Genomic DNA, 16,921 nt, shown 5'->3' on the forward strand with positions numbered 1-16,921 from the left:
CGGCGAACTCTAAGGCTGCGGCCCGCCGGCGATCGGGCAGGTGAGGGTGCGGGTGATCCCGGCGACCTGTTGCACACTGGGAACGACGGCCGAGGTCAGTTCGTCCAGCGACGGTGCGCCGACCCGCACCACGACGTCGTAGGGTCCGGTCACGTACTCCGACGAGAGCACACCGGAGAGTCCGGCAAGCTGTTTGGCGATCACCTCGGCACGCCCGACCTCGGTCTGGATGAGAACAAAAGCCTCGACCACGCCGAAATCCCTCTCTCTGGCTGCATAGACTCCACGCCGCAGGGACCAAACGTACCGCAGGTGGGCCTAAGGTTCAGGCTGGGTTCAGGTCGGCGAAACGCGAGAGGATCAGGCATGGCTGGCGACGGCGCCGACGACACGCTCTCAGGATCGGGTGAATTCGCGGTGATCGACCGGCTGGTCGCCGGCCGGCGCCAGCCGTCGCTGGTCACGCTGGGGCCCGGCGACGATGCCGCGGTTGTCACCGTGCCCGACGGCCGAACCGTGATATGCACCGACATGTTGGTCGAGCATCGGCACTTCCGTTTGGACTGGTCGTCTCCGCACGATGTGGGCCGAAAAGCGATCGCGCAGAACGCCGCCGACATCGAAGCCATGGGTGCCCGGTCCACCGCCTTCGTCGTCGGGTTCGGTGCCCCCGGGGATACGGCCACCGCGAGCGCGGTGGAACTCGCCGACGGCATGTGGCACGAGGCCGAATCGATGGGAGCGGGCATTGTCGGCGGAGACATCGTGCAAGCCCCCCAGTGGGTGGTGTCGGTCGCCGCCCTGGGTGATCTCGGCGGGCGCGATCCGGTGCGTCGCGCTGGGGCGCGACCCGGCGACATCGTGGCCGCGATCGGCGCGCTCGGTCGCTCCGCGGGCGGATTGACGTTGTGGCAGCGGGGATTCCGCGGACACGACGCGTTGCGTCGTTCGCACCTGGTGCCCGAACCGCCCTACGGGCAGGGTGAAATCGCATCCTGCGCCGGCGCGACGGCGATGACCGACGTATCGGACGGCCTGCTCGCAGATCTCGGTCACCTGGCATCGGCGTCGAGCGTGCACATCGACGTGGCCATCGACGGCTTGCAGGCCGACATCGACGCGCTGGCCGCGGCGGCCGCCGACGTCGGCGCCGACCCACGCCAATGGGTGCTCGGCGGCGGGGAGGACCACGCGCTGGTGGCGACGTTTCCCACCGCGCCACCGCCGGGTTGGCGTGTCATCGGCACGGTTGCCGCCGCGCACGGCGCCGGCCGGATCACGGTCGACGGAGCGTCCTGGAGCGGAAACGCGGGCTGGCAGTCGTTCTGAATTCCGCGGCCCGCTATGTTGGCCTCTCGTGACGGTACGACCTCTGCGGGAACTGATCGACCACGGTTGGGCCGAAGCGCTCACCCCGGTGCAAGGCCAGGTGGCCCAGATGGGCGAGTTCCTGCGCGCGGAGATCGCCGCCGGTCATCGCTACCTTCCGGCCGGCGACAATGTGTTGCGGGCGTTCACGTTTCCGATGGACGACGTGCGGGTCCTGATCGTCGGTCAGGACCCGTACCCGACGCCGGGGCACGCCGTGGGACTGAGTTTCTCGGTCGCCGCGGACGTCAGGCCACTGCCGCGCAGCCTGGACAACATCTTTCGCGAGTATCAGGCCGATCTGGGCTATCCACCGCCTGCCTGCGGGGACCTCACGCCGTGGTGCGAGCAGGGAGTCATGCTGCTCAACCGGGTTCTGACCGTCCGGCCAGGGACACCGGCGTCGCACCGCGGCAAGGGATGGGAGGCCGTCACCGAGTGCGCGATCCGCGCTCTGGTGGCCCGCAGGCAGCCGATGGTTGCCGTGCTGTGGGGCAGGGACGCCGCCACGTTGCGACCGATGCTGGGCGACACCGCGGTCATCGAATCCCCGCATCCGTCGCCGCTGTCGGCGTCACGCGGGTTCTTCGGGTCCAAGCCGTTCAGCCGCGCCAACGACCTGCTCACGCAACTGGGAGCCGATCCGGTGGACTGGCGGCTGCCCTAGCGCGGGCGGCGCCCAGCCTGCGGTCAGGGAGCCGGGCTGGTGGTGACCTCCGGCAGCTCGACGTCCGGAGACGGGACCTCGATGGTGCCCTCACCCGGCGCCGGTGACTCAGGCGTCTCACCCGGCTCCGTCATCTCGTTCGTCGGTTCCGTCGGCTCCGTGGTCTCCATCGGGGTGGTCTCCATCGGGGCCGTGTCTTCGGGCGTCGTCACCTCGGCGGTCGTCTCGGCGGGTGACGTGTCGTTCCCCGGTGCTTCGTCGTTAGCGCAGCCGGCCAGCAGCCAACCGGCGGCGAGTGCGCCGGCTGCGGTGACAAGTACGGAGCGGGACAGTTGAACTTGGCTCATCGTCGAGTCCGATTCCTTTCCCGGCAGGGCCCGGTGCCCAGCCTCGGAATGGCCCGTACCCGACACCGCTCCGGATAAACGAAGGGTCCCGGATAAACGAACGGCCGACGGTCACGACGCCGGCTCGGTCACGACGCCGACTCGGTCACGACGCTGGCTCGGTCACGACGCCGGGGCAGGTCGGACGACGCGTCAGCAGGAACTAGCCGCGCGAGACCTTGCCGGCCTTGAGGCACGACGTGCAGACGTTGACGCGCTGCTTGTTGCCGCCGGGGCCGCTCACGGCACGCACGGACTGGATGTTCGGGTTCCACCGACGGCTGGTCCGGCGATGGGAGTGCGACACCGACTTGCCGAAGCCGGGGCCCTTCCCGCAGATCTCGCACACGGCAGCCATGTTGAAACTCCTCGAATCGGTACTCAGGGGTCTTAGGTCGGGGTCTGGATTCCTCCGGCCGCCTCACCGGCGACTCGACCCGACAACCTGATCAGGATACCGGCCGTCGCGGGGATCGCCAAAACCCGGCGAACGCGGTGTCCACAGGCACATCGTGCCCGCTTCGTGCTGTCTGCGCCACTGGCTAGGCTGACGCCGACGTCGGAAGCAGTCGGGAGGTGGGATGTCGGCTCGGCGCCTCGACGCGTCCGCCCTGCGGAGTTGGTCGCACGCTGCGGTCACCGACCTGATCAGCCACGCCGACGAGATCAATTTGCTCAACGTCTTCCCGGTTGCCGACGCCGACACCGGGACGAACATGCTGTTCACCATGCGTGCCGCCTGGGCCCAGGCCGACTCCTGTGCCCAGGCCGACGATGTCACCGCGGTCGCCGCGGCGCTGGCCGCCGGAGCGCTGCAGGGAGCCCGGGGCAACTCCGGGGTGATCCTGTCCCAAATCCTGCGCGCCGTCGCCGAGGTCACTGCGGCCGCTGCCGAGGACCGCGGCGGAGTGCTGGCCGACATCACCGGGGCGCTGCTGGGGACCGCGCTGCGGCACGCCGTCACCCTGGTGGTCGCATCGATGGGCGAGGCGGTCCCGGGCACGATCGTCTCGGTCCTGCACGACGCCGCCGAGGCCGCCGAGGAGGCCGCGGCGGCGCGGGACGATCTGGCCGATGTCGTGACCGCCTGCGCCCATGCCGCCGGATCCGCACTCGACCGCACACCGTCGCAGCTCGACGTGCTCGCCGACGCCGGAGTCGTCGATGCGGGCGGCCTCGGCCTGGTGGTGCTCCTCGATGCGCTGTGTGCAACGGTGACCGGTCATTCCCCGCACCGCAGCGCCTATCAGCCCACCCCGAAACGGCCGGCCGCGCCGGTGCCGGTGCCGGTGGGACCGAGTTTCGAGGTCATGTACCTGCTCAGCGGTTGCGCCGCCGCGGACGTCGAGAAGCTGCGGGCCAGACTCGACGAACTGGGCGACTCGGTCGCCATCGCCGCATCGGGGTTCGCCACCTCCGACCCCGGGTCCGGCGTCGACGGCGGCGCCGGGTCCAGTGCTGCGGGAGCGCCCCGCTACTCGGTGCACGTGCATGCCGACGACGCAGGCGCCGCGGTCGAGGCGGGCCTGGCGGTGGGGACCCTGAGCCGGATCCAGATCACCTCGCTGCAGGGCGGAGCCGAGCGCGCACCGGCCGGGAGTTGGAGCAGACAGCGCGCGGTGCTGGCAGTCGTCGACGGCGACGGAGCGCAGGCTCTGTTCGCCGGTGAAGGCGCCGACGTGCTTTGCCTGGAGCCCGGGACCCCGGTCAGTGCGCAGCACCTGCTGCACGCGCTGGTCAGGACAGGCGCGGCGCAGGTGATGGTGCTGCCCAACGGGTTCGTCGCCGCCGAGGAGATCGTCGCCGGCTGCGCCGTCGCCTCCGACTGGGGGATCGACATGGTGCCGGTGCCGACCGGATCGATGGTGCAGGGTCTGGCGGCGCTGGCCGTCCACGACGCGCAGCGCCGCCTCGTCGACGACGGTTACACGATGGCCAGGGCCGCCGCTGGAGCCCGCTACGGTTCGGTGCGGATCGCCGCACAGGAAGCCCTGACCTGGGCCGGCACCTGCAAACCCGGAGACGGCCTGGGCATCGCCGGCGATGAGGTGGTCATCGTCGGAGAAGACGTCGTCGCGGCGGGTGCCGGTCTGATCGACCTGCTGTTGGCCGCAGGTGGTGAGCTGGTGACCGTCCTCACCGGCGCCGCGGTGGGCGCCGAGACCGGCGAAGCCCTCGCCGAGCACGTGCGCCGGCACCACCCCGGGACGGAGGCGGTCACCTTCCACACCGGTCACCGCGACGACGCGCTGCTGATCGGAGTGGAGTGAAGATGGCCACGCTGCAGGACCGGTTGGACTTCGTCATCGGCAAGAAGGCTGCAGACCCCCTCGAAGAGCATCTCGGCCTCCGTACGGTGGGCGATCTGCTGCGCTATGTTCCGCGCAAGTACAGCGACGCGATGTCGGTTCGGGGTGAAGGCGAGGAGCTCGACCTCGAAGACGGTGAGCACGTCACCTTCGTCGACGTGATCGACAAAGCCGAGTCGAAGTGGACCAATCGCGCGCCGGCGCGCGAATTCCTCGTCGTCACCCTGCGGGACCGCCGGCCGAAAGTCACCGCGACCTTCTTCAACCCCAAATGGCTGAAGAAGACCCTCGTCAAAGGGGCCAAGGTGTTGCTCTCCGGGGAGGTCGGCTACTTCCGGGGCACCATGCAGTTGACGCACCCGGCGTTCATGGTGCTCGACTCGGAGTCCGGCAGAACCGTCGGTACCAAGTCACTGACGTCCATCGCGTCCACCACCGACGCCAGCGGCGACGAGCTGCTCGCCGAGTTCGAGAAGGACTTCTTCCCGATCTATCCGGCGACCTCGAAGGTTCAGACCTGGGACATCTATGCCTGTGTTCGGCAGATGCTGGCCGTTCTCGACCCGGTACCCGAGACCCTGCCGGAGTGGTTCATCCGCGAACACGATCTGATGGCCGAGGACGACGCTGTGCGGGCGGTGCACCTCGCCGAGAATGCGACCGACCGCGCCCGCGCCATCGAACGCCTGACCTACGACGAGGCGGTCGGGCTGCAGTGGGGTCTGGTGGTGCGTCGGCACGGCGAGCTCAGCGCCTCGGGTCCGCCGGCGAAGCGCCGCGACGGCGGTTTGACGGCCGCGATGATGGCGCAGCTGCCGTTCGAGCTCACCGCGGGGCAGCGCGACGTGCTCCAGGTGGTGTCGGCCGAGATCGGAGGCACCCGGCCGATGAACCGCATGCTGCAGGGTGAGGTCGGCTCGGGGAAGACGATCGTGTCGCTGCTGGCGATGTTGCAGATGATCGACGCGGGCTACCAGTGCGCGCTACTCGCCCCGACCGAAGTGCTGGCCGCTCAACACGCCCTGTCAATTCGTGCCATGCTCGGCCCGCTGGCCGAGGCAGGCGAACTGGGCGGGGCCGACAACGCCACCCGGGTGACGCTGCTGACCGGATCGATGACCGCGCAGCAGAAGCGCGACGCACGTAGGGAAGTCGCCTCCGGGCAGGCGGGCATCGTCATCGGCACCCACGCCTTGCTCCAGGACGCCGTACAGTTCCACAACCTCGGCATGGTGGTCGTCGACGAGCAGCACCGGTTCGGTGTGGAGCAGCGAGATCGTCTGCGCGCCAAGGCACCTGACGGGATCACACCGCACCTGTTGGTGATGACGGCCACGCCTATCCCCAGAACGGTGGCCCTGACCTACTACGGTGATCTCGAGACGTCGACCCTGCGGGAACTGCCCCGGGGTCGACAGCCCATCACCACCAACGCCATCTTCGCCAGCGAGAAACCGGCATGGCTGGACCGGGCCTGGGCCCGCATCGCCGAGGAGGTCGCGGCCGGACGGCAGGCCTATGTGGTGGCGTCTCGCATCGACGAGGAAGACACCCCCGCCGACGGCAGAAAGACCGCGAAACCCAAGAAGGCCAAGAAGGATGCCGGCGATGGCGGGCCGCCGCCGGTCACCGTGGTGGAGATGTTCGCCCGCCTGCAGCAGGGTCCGCTGGCCGGGCTGCGGCTGGGGCTGATGCACGGGCGGCTGTCCGGGGACGAGAAGGACGCGGTGATGTCCGCCTTCCGCCGGGGTGACATCGATGTGCTGGTCTGCACCACGGTCATCGAGGTGGGTGTCGACGTGCCGAACGCGACGGTGATGGTCGTGATGGACGCCGACCGTTTCGGCATCAGCCAGCTGCATCAGCTTCGTGGCCGGATCGGCCGGGGTGTGCACCCCAGCCTCTGCCTGCTGGTCACCAGACTGCCGGACACGTCCAAAGCGGGTCAACGACTCAAGGCGGTCGCCGGAACGCTGGACGGCTTCGCGCTGGCCGATCTGGACCTGCGGGAGCGCAGCGAAGGAGACGTGCTGGGCTACTACCAGTCCGGGCGCCCTATCACCCTGCGGTTCCTGTCGCTGGCCGAGCACCTGGAGATCATCCTGGCGGCCAGAGAGCTGTGCGAGACGGTGTTCGAATCGGACCCGAACCACGCGGGTATGGCCGCACTGTCGGCGCCGTTCACCGACGCCGACAAAGTGCAGTTCCTGGACATGTCATGAGTCGCAGACAGACCGGGTGGCCGGCCGTCGTGGTGCTGCTGGCGGTGATCGTCGCCTTCCAGGTCGGCTCGACGTCGTCGGCGCCGTCGCACTACATCGCCCAGGCCGACATCCCGACCGTCGCGCCGGGCGCCGATGTGCTTGACGGTCTCGCCGAGGTGCCGTTCCGATTGCGCGGAAATGACCATTGCCGAACGGCTTTCGGTGAGTCGTGGACCGATGACACCACCGCTGCGGGTGGCCGCAACGGTTGCGATACCCGATTCCTTGGGGGGTTCGGCGTGTTGCCGGGGACGTTGCAAGAAGCTGAGTTCATGTCAGGAACGCTCCGATGACCCGGGCAAGGTTGGCTTGGTCGGGTGCGGCTGCAGCGCTGGCGGTTGTGGTGGCGGTGCAAACGGTGATGTCGTCGGCTGGGCCGTCGACGTCGGTGGCCGGGGCCGATCAGCCGACGGTGACCGTTGGGGTTGATGTTCTCGCTGGAGTGCCGGTGGTGCCAGTTCGTGTCCGTCATGGGGATTATCGCCGTGCGGCGTACGGGGAGGCGTGGACTGATGACACCGATGCACCTGGCGGACACAATCAATGCGACACCAGGAACGACATCCTCGATCGCGATTTGATCGAGAAGACGTATGTGGAGATCAGTCGTTGTCCGCGCGCGGTGGCCACCGGTGTGCTGCATGATCCGTACACGAGTACGACGATAGCTTTCCAGCGCGGCAACAAGACTGGTGCAGCCGTGCAGATCGAGCACATCGTGCCGTTGGCCTATTCGTGGGATCAGGGCGCGTGGGCATGGCCGGAATCGTTGCGTGTCCGGTTCGCCAATGATCCCGCCAATCTCCTGGCGGTGCAGGGGCAGGCGAATCAGGACAAGGGTGATAAGGAGCCGGCCTTCTGGATGCCGCCGAATGCCGCGTTTCATTGCCAATACGCGATGCAGTTCATCGCGGTGATGCGGGGCTATGGGTTGGCGCTAGATGAACCATCGGTGCCGGTGTTGCGTGATGCGGCAGCAACATGTCCGAGTAGTTGATGAGGAAGGGCCTGTTCGTGCGTGGCAGTTCGGCTCATGTTATGGGTGGTCGGTATAGCGCGTATCGGCCTCGCGGCCAGCGCCGTCATGGCCGGCTGGGCCAGCAGCCGCCGGTCGGGCTCGACTGCAACGTTCGCTGCAATCCAGCGATAGGTCCCAGGCACTCGTAAACGTCAAGCGTGTGGTGGAGAGCATCGCCCGCATTGTCCACGACGTCAACGGCACACCCGCGGATCGCAACGCCAAACTCAGTTCTATTGTTGCGCATGCAAACTCGACCCTTCAAGGGCGGCCAGGCGACGAGTTGGCGATCAGACGGTGTTCGGCAACATGGCAACGAAGGCGGGCAGGCGATCTGTGGGCGGGGCATCGTCGTTTCGCACCACCGCTATTGAAAATGATTATCATTTATATTACAAAGGGTTGCGATGGTTACACAACGGGTGGCGCGGGGGGATTCATCGACGGCAAGCCAACCGTTTGTGCTGGGGTCCGTTCAACATCCAGGGTGCGCGCCGCAGTCTGGACTGCTCCGGTGGGCCTGGCCCGAGATAGTCGGATCAGGAGCATGCCTTCGTCGGGATTGGCCCAGTGAAACGGTGGGCAGGGCAGCACGTGGACGCCACGGCGCACCATCTCGGTGTACAGCTTCGCTGAGTCGGGGCCGCCCTTAGGTAGCTGTACCCGCGGGCCACACTGATCTGTGGCCTCAATGTGGCGGTGATGGGATAGCCTGCGTTGTTGAGAACGGTTACATCCGTGCAATGCGGGTGTCAGGGAACCCGGTGAGACTCCGGGACTGACGCGCAACGGTAAGGGAAACGTACTCGACATCGGTGATCGGAAACCCCGGCCACCAGCCGAGTGCGGACGATCCCAAGTCCGATTACCTGCCGCTCTCAGCTGTGTCCACCGTGTATCTCGCGTTCAGATACCCCGACATACCGAGGCAAGACTTGTTCATCACCGTTTGCGGGCCGCACCCCGCCTTCTGCTCGCGTCCGTCTCAGACAGCCGGGCAATGACCGTCCGCGAGACAATCCGCTATGACCAGGCATCGGTAGCCACTGTGCACCGTGCGCCGGTTGTCGCGCTGACCACCGTGCTCGCCGCCCTCACCGTGACGAGCATCGTCGTTTCGGTCGCCTTCGGCGCTGAGGACATACCACTGCGAGATGTCTGGGATGCCGTCGCCGGCCGATTCACCGGCGCCACAAGTGATGTGGGATACCAGACCATCATCTGGGAGCTCCGCCTGCCGCGTTCAATCCTGGCAGCGCTGGTCGGTGCGGGTCTGGCGCTGGCCGGCGCCCTCATGCAGGCCCTCGTGCGAAACCCGCTGGCCGAACCCTATCTACTCGGTGTGTCAGCAGGTGCGTCTGTGGGTGCGACGGCCGTGATCACCCTCGGCGCGCTCTCATCCCTGGGGATCTGGGCGCTGTCGGGCGCTGCGCTCATCGGATCTTTGATCGCAACGCTCACCGTCTACGCGGTGGCACGCGCCCAAGGCAGTCTCACGGCACTGCGCTTGATCCTGTCCGGCGTGGTGCTTTCCTCGGCGTTCATGGCGCTCTCGTCGCTGCTCGTCTTCACAGCCGGTGATCCCCACGCCGCCGAAAGCGTCATGTTCTGGCTACTCGGCAGCGTTGCCGGAGCAACCTGGGCCAAAGTTCCGCTCACCGCCGCGGTGGTGCTGGTGTCACTCACTGCTGCGCTACTCATCCACTCATGGCTCGATGCCTATTCCGCAGGTACCGACACAGCAACATCTCTCGGTGTACCGGTCCGGGCGTTGCGCAACACGTTGTTTCTGGTCCAAGCGGTCCTCGTCGGCGTACTGGTCGCCGTATCCGGTGGCATCGGCTTTGTCGGTCTCATCGTGCCCCACGCGGCGCGAATGGTTGTCGGCGCCACCCACCGCGCGATGCTCCCGGTCGCGGTCTGCGGTGGGGCACTGTTCATGGTGTGGGTCGACGTGATGTCGCGGGAGCTGGCAGCGCCCCGGGAAATGCCGTTGGGCATCATCACCGGCCTCGTCGGCGCACCCGTGTTTCTATACCTGATGGGGCGGCGGCGCTATGAATTCGGCAACAACACGTGAAGACCGCCGCGATCACAACCACGATGCCGACCGGTGTCTCTGTGACCGCCCAAGGCGTGAAATGCCGCCGCGGCAACAGAACGGTGGTCTCCGGTGTGGACCTCACCGTGCCTGCCGGGACGCGGTTGGCGGTCATCGGGCCCAACGGCGCCGGCAAAACCACTCTGCTGCGCACCCTATCCGGTCTCGACGCACCAGCATCGGGGACGATCCGAGTCCAGGGCGACGATATGTACCGGATGTCGGCCCGACATCGGGCACGCACTATCGCCGTGGTCGGGCAAGAAGAGCAGCCCTCGGGGGAATTGACCGTTGCCGAGGCCGTGGGACTGGGCAGGACCCCGTACCGAAACCCATGGTCGGCCGCGGTAACCGGCGAGCAGAATATCGTCAACGAGGCCCTCAACGCCGTCGGTCTGCACGGGTGGGGGAATCGATCATGCGTTCACCTTTCCGGTGGTGAACGTCACCGGGTAGTCCTCGCCCGCGCGTTGGCGCAGCGAACTCCGGTACTCGTCCTCGACGAGCCCACCAACCACCTCGACGCAGCGTGGCGGCTGAGATTCATGCAGATTCTCGATGATCTGCAATGCACGGTCGTCGCGGCAATGCACGACCTTGACTTGGTGCTGCGACATTTCGATGCGGTCGCAGTCGTAGCCGGCGGCGGGGTGTACGCCCACGGGCCACCCACCAAGGTCCTCGACTCAGCCCTTCTGCGGCAGGTCTTCGGCGTAGCCGGCGACATCATTGTCCATCCCACAACCGGACATTCCCATCTCCTGCTCACCCATGCCCACCCGGCACCGAACCCATCATGAGGACTACGACAGTGGCACAGAAACCTTTGACGCACAAAGCAAGTCGACCCTTAGTCATGCTGGCTGTCTCCACAGTCATAGCCGGGGTGACCGCGGCGTGCTCGGCGGGGGCCGATATGTCGGCGACGGCCGACACTGTGACGGTAACCAACTGCGGTGAACAGGTCTCCTATGAGCAGCCGCTTGACCGGTTGTTCGTTAATGATGGAGGAATGATTGCGATCGCCTTGGCTGCCGGTGCCCGTGATCAGATGACTGCGGTCAGCTCCATGAGCCGCGACGCCGCGGTGCTCCGGCTCAAATACGGTTCCCAGATAGACGGTCTCAACGAGGTGGCACCAGAGCAGCCGACACTCGAGAACATTGTCGCCGCCAAACCGCAGGTACTCTTCGCCGGATACAACTACGGCATGGGCGAAGAACGGGGGATTACCCCCGAAATCCTTGCGACGCACGATATTGCCGTCTACCAGTTATCCGAAGCATGCCAACAAGTCGACGGGCAGCCGATCCGCGGCACCATGGATCCATGGGTCGCGCTCGATACCGATCTCCGCAACATCGGAACCCTCACAGGACACTCCGACACAGGGTCTCAAGCAGCCGACGACATCGCCGCCCGGCTGGAAACCTTACGTGGCGCGCCGCAGGCCGAGACAAAGCCGACCATCTTCGTGTTCGATAGCGGCACCGACACCGTGTTCTCCTCCGGCGCCTTCGGCGGGCCACAGGGAATCATTGACGCTGCCGGAGCACGTAACGCCACCGAAGACGTTCAAGACACGTGGACAACCGTGAGCTGGGAGCGGATCACCACCGCAGATCCCGACGTTATCGTCTTCGTTGACTACCCCGGCCAGACCGTCGAGGAGAAGATTGCGGCCCTTCGAAGCAACCCCGCCAGTCGCAATCTCAAAGCGGTCCGCGAAAGCCGGTTCATCAACCTTCCCTACGCCATGTGGGTCTCCAGCCCGCTGAACATCGACGCCGCAGAGATCCTGCGGTCTGTCCTCGAAAAGCACCACCTCGTACCGCAGTCCGGTATCAAGCCGACCCTGGACGCGACACGACTCAATCTCGCAGGAAACAACTGGCTGCTGGAGTGATCACTGGCGCTGATCACTGAGGTTGTCGGGCGTACCCGAAAGTGAACTCACGCAACAGCGTGCCGATGGTCGAGGGTGCGTACACGTCGCCGAAGAGGGTCTTCATCCCGCCCGAGCGCACGATGTCGAGGTCGTCGATACTGTCGGCACCGGCGCACGACCCGGCGATCAGCGTGGTCCATCGTCGAAGACCGCCGACTACGCGGCAAACCTGTGCGATAGTTCCATCCGCGGCGCTCGAATTCGCTGTGCCCGTGTTGAACTTAGCCGGCTCGGCGGGCGGGTGCGGTCGCTCAACAATCGACACCGTCGCTGTGGACGATCGGCCGGTGCTCCAGTCGCGGTGCTGCAGCGACGGCGCTTCGCCAAGACGCATGCCCGTCTCGGCAAGGACAGCCCACAGCTGCAGGTAGCGAAGATCACCGGTCCACTCTGCCGCCTCGGAAGAAGACAGCTTCCTCATCGAGAAGGTCGGCGACGACCTCGGGGCTGAGAATGGGGTCGTGGCCAAGACGGCATGGAGTCGCAGGCGAACGGTGTTTTCGGCAACCGCAGGCTGGGGCCGCAACAACGGAACGTTGGGCTCGAGGTCGTTGTGTCGGACCGCCGCCAAGAAGCTGCCGCAGTCGCGGATCTGGACGGTATCCTAGGACTTTGAGGTCTTCTCCAGGAATGTCCACCACTGAGCAAGGCCCCGCGGTTCGCCAACCATCCCGCCAATCTGATCGCGGTCGACGGCCCGACCAATCAGTTCAAGGGCGACAAGGAGCCGGCTTTCTGGATGCCGTCCAATGCGGCGTTTCCACTGTCAGTACGCCATGCAGTTCAACGCGGTTCTGCGCGGCTACCGGCTGCCGGTCGACGCGCCGTCCGCCCCGGTGCTCAGGACCGCCGCCGAGACCTGCCCGGTGGGATGATCTGACGCGGTCATTCGAGCAGGCCCTGGCCCAGGTAGCCGCCTTCGGTCACACCGGGCAGGATGGCGAACACCGCCGATCCGATGGTCGTGATCCACCGGTTGAGGGCATCGGCCTGTGCCAGCCGTTGCTGCACCGGCGTGAACTGTGTGGCCGGGTGGCGCTGATACGCCGCGAAGATCAAACCGGAGTCGGTGGTGATGCCGGTCGTCGGTGGGTCGTCGTAGTTGTAGGCCCTCCGAAGAAAACGCTCGCCGTCGGAGCGGTGCCGGGCCAACGCGATGTGCGAGTTCGGCGGGATGACCGGTATCCCGTTCACCGACCGACTCAAGTCGGGTTCGTCGAACTCGTCGACCCCGGTCAGTGGTGCCCCGGTGTCGAGACGTCGGCCCACCGTCAACTCCTTGCTGCTGCGGTCCATTTCGTCCCAGGTGTCCAGCTCGGCGCGGATCCGGCGGAGCACCAGGACGGTTCCGCCCGCGAACCACGGCTGGGTTGCGCCGTCGTCCCAGACGAGTCGGTCGAACTCGGCATCGTCGCGCAGGTTGGCGGTCCCGTCGACCTGTCCCATCAGATTGCGCATTGTCGCGCCCGACGTGTCTGCTCCCCGTGCGGTGCGGAATCCGCCTTGCCGCCAGCGCTGCACGGTCATGCTCCGGACGTTCTTCAGCAGAACCCGGGCGGTGTGAGCGACCGCGAGCGGGTCGTCTGCGCAGATCTGCAACAGTAAATCGCCGCCGCACCAGCGTGGTTCGAGCCGGTCGGTGCCAAACCTCGGCAGCTCGAGGACGGTGTCGGGGCGACGATGGGCCAACCCGATCCGTTCGAAGGTGTGCGACCCGATGCCGACGGTGACGGTCAGTCGCGAAGGCCGTTGTGCGAGTTCGGGTTCGGTGTCGGCCACCGCGGGCCGGCCGGCGGTCAGGCGCTCGGCGTCGGAGCTCCACAGTTTGAGAATCGCCGTGAGAGTCTCACGCGGGCTGCGGGTGGCGCTCGGCGCGAGGTCGAGGGCGACGAACAGCCCGTGGGCCTGCGCTGCAGTGCGGACCCCGGCCTGGTGTGGACCGTGGAACGCTTCGCGGTCGGTTCCGAAGCCGGTCGGCGCCGGCGATTCGGCGGCCGCGCACCGGGTGAGCGCCGGGATCGCCGCCAGGGCGGCGCCCCCGGTGAGGAGGCGCCGCCGGCTGACGGTCGGTCCAGGCTCAGCCATCACCATGACCATCAGGATGACCATCAGAATGACCATCAGCATGATCATGGTCGTGGGCCTCGGGCGCGTATTCCTCATTGCCCCCGGCGAAGTCCCGGATCTGGGCGGTGACCGGCAGGGTCGACCCGTCTTCGAACATGACCGTCAGTGCGACATCGGCTCCCGGCTGCAGCGGCTCGGTCAGGTCCATCAGCATCAGGTGATCACCGCCGGGCGCCAGTTCGTGGCTCCCGTGGGGTGCGACGATCAGGCCGCCGTCCTTGGGCCGCATCATCTTTGCACCGCTTCCGTCCGGTGTCACCTCATGGATTTCGACGCGTGCGGCAACCGGCGACTCACCGCCGACCACCCGCACGTCGCTCTCACCATCGTTGGTGAGCGTTCCGAAGACGGCGGTCATCCCCGACTCGGCGGCGACCGCCCACGGGTCCTCCAGAGTCACCGACGCAGCCATCGGCACGGTGCTCTGCTGTGGCGCGGACGTGCACGCGGCCAATGCGGCCAGGATCACGATGGCGGTGACTGTGCGCGCGATGGCGGTAAGTGTGACCGGCACGGGGGTGACCTTGCTCGAGGTGTCAGACATGTTCTTGTGCCTTTCGTCGTTTGACGGCGCCGATTCCCAGATCGACGACCACGAACACTGCGAGGGTCAGTCCCAGCAGTGGGAGGAACCAGCCGACGGCGACTGCGGTCGCGACCACGGCGGCCATCGCGGGTCGCGGGAGGCGCCGGAAGCCGCCGCGAACGGGTGCGCGGCCCACCGCCCAGTGCGAGCCCCGGGTCGGTCTGCGCTGCCACCACATCCGGTACCCGCGGACGATCACCGTCAGCAGACCGACGGCCACCCCGGCCAGCAGCAGTTGGTTGAGCAATCCGAACAGGAATCCCATGTGGCCGCGGATTCCCCAGTCGGCGAGCTTGGCGACCAGTGAATAGTCGCGCCAATAATCGATGCTCGCGGTGACCTTCATGCCGTCCGGGTCGACGACCGCCGAGTCGGTGGTCAGGCGAAATGCCTTGTCGAGTTCGCTCACCACGATCCCCTGGCCGGCCGCCGCGGGAGTGCTGAGCTCTACCGGCATCTGCACGCCCGCACGTGCGGCGGCGTCCAGCACGGCGTCGTAGTCGACCGACGCCTGGTCCGGTGCGGCATGGGGGTCCACGGATGTGCCGTGCCCGGCGTGAGCGCCGGCACCGGGCAGCGCGCTGTCCAGTTGCGGGCGTTGCCAATTCATCGCCGCCCGAATATCGCCGACATGGGCCCCGGCGTAGGTGGACCAGGTGATGCCGGTGGCCGACAGGAACAGCAGGCCCGCCAGCAGCCACACTCCGGTGACGCCGTGCCAGTTCAGCGTTCGCGCTCGTCCGCTGACGCTGCGGTCCAGCGTGACGATCCGTCCGGTGCGGCCGCGGCGCCGGTCGCCTGCGGCCTTGACCACCCACAGGTACAGGCCGCCCAGTGCCACCACCCACAGCCAGGATGCGGCGATCTCGCTGTAGATCCGGCCGGGCTCACCGAGATTGAGATGCCGGTGCAACCCGTCCAGCCACGTGCTCAACGGAAGGTAGCCGAACCAGGTCGCTTCATCGCCGAGGACGCGGCCGGTGTAGGGGTCCACGAACACCGCGCGCGAGGACTCCTCGTCGAGACTGGGGTCGGCGAAGTAGATGCGGGTGGACTCGTCGGGGGACGCCGCCGGTCGCATCCCGGTCATGGAGAGGTCCGGGAATGCGGCCCCGGCGGCCGCGGACTGGACGCCCAACGGCAGCGGGCGCCCATCGGGTTCGACGAAGAGAATGTCGTTGTAGACCACTCTCTCCAGGGTCGGCGCCAGCGCGTACAGCCCCCCGGTGACGGCGGCGACCACGAGGAAGGGTGCCACCAGGACACCGGCGTAGAAGTGCAGCCGGACCACCAGGGCGCGCCAGCGGTTCTTCGGGATCGCCTGTGGTGGGCCGTGATCGGCACGCGGCGACAGGTGTTCGAGACGAGAGGAGGGGTCGAGGGTGTCCTCGGGGAGGGTCATGGGGTGAGACCTTTGTCAGTCGTTGCGACGCTGGATCGCCGTCCGCGCACACGCGCGACGGCACGATGCCCGACCCCGTCGGCGTGCGAGCACGCGCGGAGTCGAGGCGATGTGAAGAAGGTGAAGGGAAAGACCGTCAGGCGGTCGCAACCGCGGGCGGGGGAGCGCGCATCCCCAGCCCGGTGGCCAGAACAGGCCGGGCGACAACGATGGTGGTGCTACGGCGGGCGGCTCGCGGAGCCGGCCGCATCATCCGGCGGGTGAACAGCCGCAACCAGCACAACACCGAGATGCAGACGAGGTAGAGGTACTCCACGGCGGCGATCGCCGCACCGAGAAGTATGGCGGCCAGCGCATGGGCGGCGACCATCGCCGGCGCGGCGGTGAACTCACCCCCTCCGTGATGGTGGCCGGTCACGGTGAGCGCGACGTGACCGAGAGCCTGTGCGATACCCAGTGCGGCCGTGGTGGCGGCCCACTGTGCGGTGCGGCCCTCGACATCGACGACCGCCGAGAGCGCCCCGACGGTCGCGCACAGCAGCAGGGCGAGGACCAGGGCACCACCGCCGGGAAGCGCGCCGCCGGCAGCGGCGTGTGCGCCGAGTGTCAACGCAGCCGAGCACGCCCCGACCAGGGCGCCGCGCACCCGGCGGGCACGCGTCTTCGGCGTACGCATGGGGCGAACCCTACCGCTTGGCTACTACAGAACCTAGTAGAACCGGCGGGAACCGGGTGCCGCGGGCAA

At 67.2% G+C, this 16,921-nt stretch carries 16 protein-coding genes, 2 pseudogenes and 1 riboswitch; of the genes and pseudogenes, 10 read left to right on the forward strand and 8 right to left on the reverse strand.

The window, feature by feature from the left end:
• Positions 1-9: 9 nt before the first annotated feature.
• On the reverse strand, positions 10-252 hold the full coding sequence (locus ACNUDN_RS10015; protein WP_419121794.1) for an Lrp/AsnC ligand binding domain-containing protein: 243 nt from the start codon (positions 250-252) through the stop codon (positions 10-12).
• A 114-nt stretch (positions 253-366) separates the two neighbouring features.
• Between ACNUDN_RS10015 and ACNUDN_RS10020 the strand changes: the two genes are divergently transcribed.
• Entirely contained in the window at positions 367-1,329 is a 963-nt protein-coding gene (locus ACNUDN_RS10020; protein ID WP_419121795.1) for a thiamine-phosphate kinase, read from the forward strand.
• A 28-nt stretch (positions 1,330-1,357) separates the two neighbouring features.
• On the forward strand, positions 1,358-2,035 hold the full coding sequence (locus ACNUDN_RS10025; RefSeq protein WP_419121796.1) for a uracil-DNA glycosylase: 678 nt from the start codon (positions 1,358-1,360) through the stop codon (positions 2,033-2,035).
• Positions 2,036-2,058: 23 nt separating this feature from the next.
• Here ACNUDN_RS10025 and ACNUDN_RS10030 read toward each other — a convergent pair whose 3' ends face one another.
• Entirely contained in the window at positions 2,059-2,382 is a 324-nt protein-coding gene (locus tag ACNUDN_RS10030) for a hypothetical protein (RefSeq protein ID WP_419121797.1), read from the reverse strand.
• A gap of 202 nt (positions 2,383-2,584) precedes the next feature.
• Positions 2,585-2,779: a 50S ribosomal protein L28 gene (gene rpmB, locus ACNUDN_RS10035; RefSeq protein WP_419121798.1), complete on the reverse strand. Its 195-nt coding sequence runs from the start codon at positions 2,777-2,779 to the stop codon at positions 2,585-2,587.
• A 223-nt stretch (positions 2,780-3,002) separates the two neighbouring features.
• Between rpmB and ACNUDN_RS10040 the strand changes: the two genes are divergently transcribed.
• The 7 genes from ACNUDN_RS10040 to ACNUDN_RS10070 all read left to right on the forward strand — a co-directional run bounded on the left by ACNUDN_RS10040 (position 3,003) and on the right by ACNUDN_RS10070 (position 12,019).
• Complete coding sequence (locus tag ACNUDN_RS10040) at positions 3,003-4,691, forward strand: DAK2 domain-containing protein (protein ID WP_419121799.1); 1,689 nt, start codon at positions 3,003-3,005, stop codon at positions 4,689-4,691.
• Positions 4,692-4,693: 2 nt separating this feature from the next.
• Complete coding sequence (gene recG, locus ACNUDN_RS10045) at positions 4,694-6,952, forward strand: ATP-dependent DNA helicase RecG (protein WP_419121800.1); 2,259 nt, start codon at positions 4,694-4,696, stop codon at positions 6,950-6,952.
• Positions 6,949-7,287 carry a hypothetical protein gene (locus tag ACNUDN_RS10050; protein ID WP_419121801.1) on the forward strand — a complete coding sequence of 113 codons (339 nt, stop codon included), beginning with the start codon at positions 6,949-6,951 and terminating at the stop codon, positions 7,285-7,287. Before recG ends, ACNUDN_RS10050 begins: the two co-directional genes overlap by 4 nt.
• A complete protein-coding gene (locus tag ACNUDN_RS10055) occupies positions 7,284-7,991 on the forward strand; it encodes an HNH endonuclease family protein (protein WP_419121802.1) in 708 nt (235 codons plus the stop codon). Before ACNUDN_RS10050 ends, ACNUDN_RS10055 begins: the two co-directional genes overlap by 4 nt.
• A gap of 731 nt (positions 7,992-8,722) precedes the next feature.
• A riboswitch (cobalamin riboswitch) is annotated at positions 8,723-8,903 on the forward strand.
• A 109-nt stretch (positions 8,904-9,012) separates the two neighbouring features.
• The gene (locus ACNUDN_RS10060; RefSeq protein ID WP_419121803.1) at positions 9,013-10,092 is read left to right on the forward strand and encodes a FecCD family ABC transporter permease; all 1,080 of its coding nucleotides are present in this window, start codon (positions 9,013-9,015) and stop codon (positions 10,090-10,092) included.
• A 23-nt stretch (positions 10,093-10,115) separates the two neighbouring features.
• Positions 10,116-10,913 (forward strand): ABC transporter ATP-binding protein, encoded by a 798-nt coding sequence (locus tag ACNUDN_RS10065; protein ID WP_419121804.1) that lies wholly within the window; start codon positions 10,116-10,118, stop codon positions 10,911-10,913.
• 56 nt (positions 10,914-10,969) lie between these two features.
• Positions 10,970-12,019 carry an ABC transporter substrate-binding protein gene (locus tag ACNUDN_RS10070; RefSeq protein WP_419121805.1) on the forward strand — a complete coding sequence of 350 codons (1,050 nt, stop codon included), beginning with the start codon at positions 10,970-10,972 and terminating at the stop codon, positions 12,017-12,019.
• 22 nt (positions 12,020-12,041) lie between these two features.
• Here the strand turns inward: ACNUDN_RS10070 and ACNUDN_RS10075 are convergent.
• Positions 12,042-12,197: pseudogene (locus tag ACNUDN_RS10075) on the reverse strand (IS1380 family transposase); the annotation flags it as partial.
• Positions 12,198-12,713: 516 nt separating this feature from the next.
• Between ACNUDN_RS10075 and ACNUDN_RS10080 the strand changes: the two are divergent.
• Positions 12,714-12,936: pseudogene (locus ACNUDN_RS10080) on the forward strand (hypothetical protein); the annotation flags it as partial.
• Between the two features lie 10 nt (positions 12,937-12,946).
• On the opposite strand, the gene ACNUDN_RS10085 reads toward ACNUDN_RS10080, so the two are convergent.
• From ACNUDN_RS10085 to ACNUDN_RS10100, 4 genes are all read right to left on the reverse strand, one after another.
• On the reverse strand, positions 12,947-14,182 hold the full coding sequence (locus ACNUDN_RS10085) for a Dyp-type peroxidase (RefSeq protein ID WP_419121806.1): 1,236 nt from the start codon (positions 14,180-14,182) through the stop codon (positions 12,947-12,949).
• Complete coding sequence (locus ACNUDN_RS10090; RefSeq protein ID WP_498450151.1) at positions 14,139-14,732, reverse strand: copper chaperone PCu(A)C; 594 nt, start codon at positions 14,730-14,732, stop codon at positions 14,139-14,141. The genes ACNUDN_RS10085 and ACNUDN_RS10090 overlap by 44 nt, the downstream gene beginning before the upstream one ends.
• Positions 14,725-16,176 (reverse strand): PepSY-associated TM helix domain-containing protein, encoded by a 1,452-nt coding sequence (locus ACNUDN_RS10095; protein WP_419121808.1) that lies wholly within the window; start codon positions 16,174-16,176, stop codon positions 14,725-14,727. Before ACNUDN_RS10095 ends, ACNUDN_RS10090 begins: the two co-directional genes overlap by 8 nt.
• A gap of 136 nt (positions 16,177-16,312) precedes the next feature.
• Complete coding sequence (locus ACNUDN_RS10100; protein WP_419121809.1) at positions 16,313-16,852, reverse strand: hypothetical protein; 540 nt, start codon at positions 16,850-16,852, stop codon at positions 16,313-16,315.
• Positions 16,853-16,921 lie beyond the last annotated feature (69 nt).

The sequence above is a fragment of the Mycobacterium sp. smrl_JER01 genome (genome assembly GCF_048513595.2).
Classification (GTDB): Bacteria; Actinomycetota; Actinomycetes; order Mycobacteriales; family Mycobacteriaceae; genus Mycobacterium.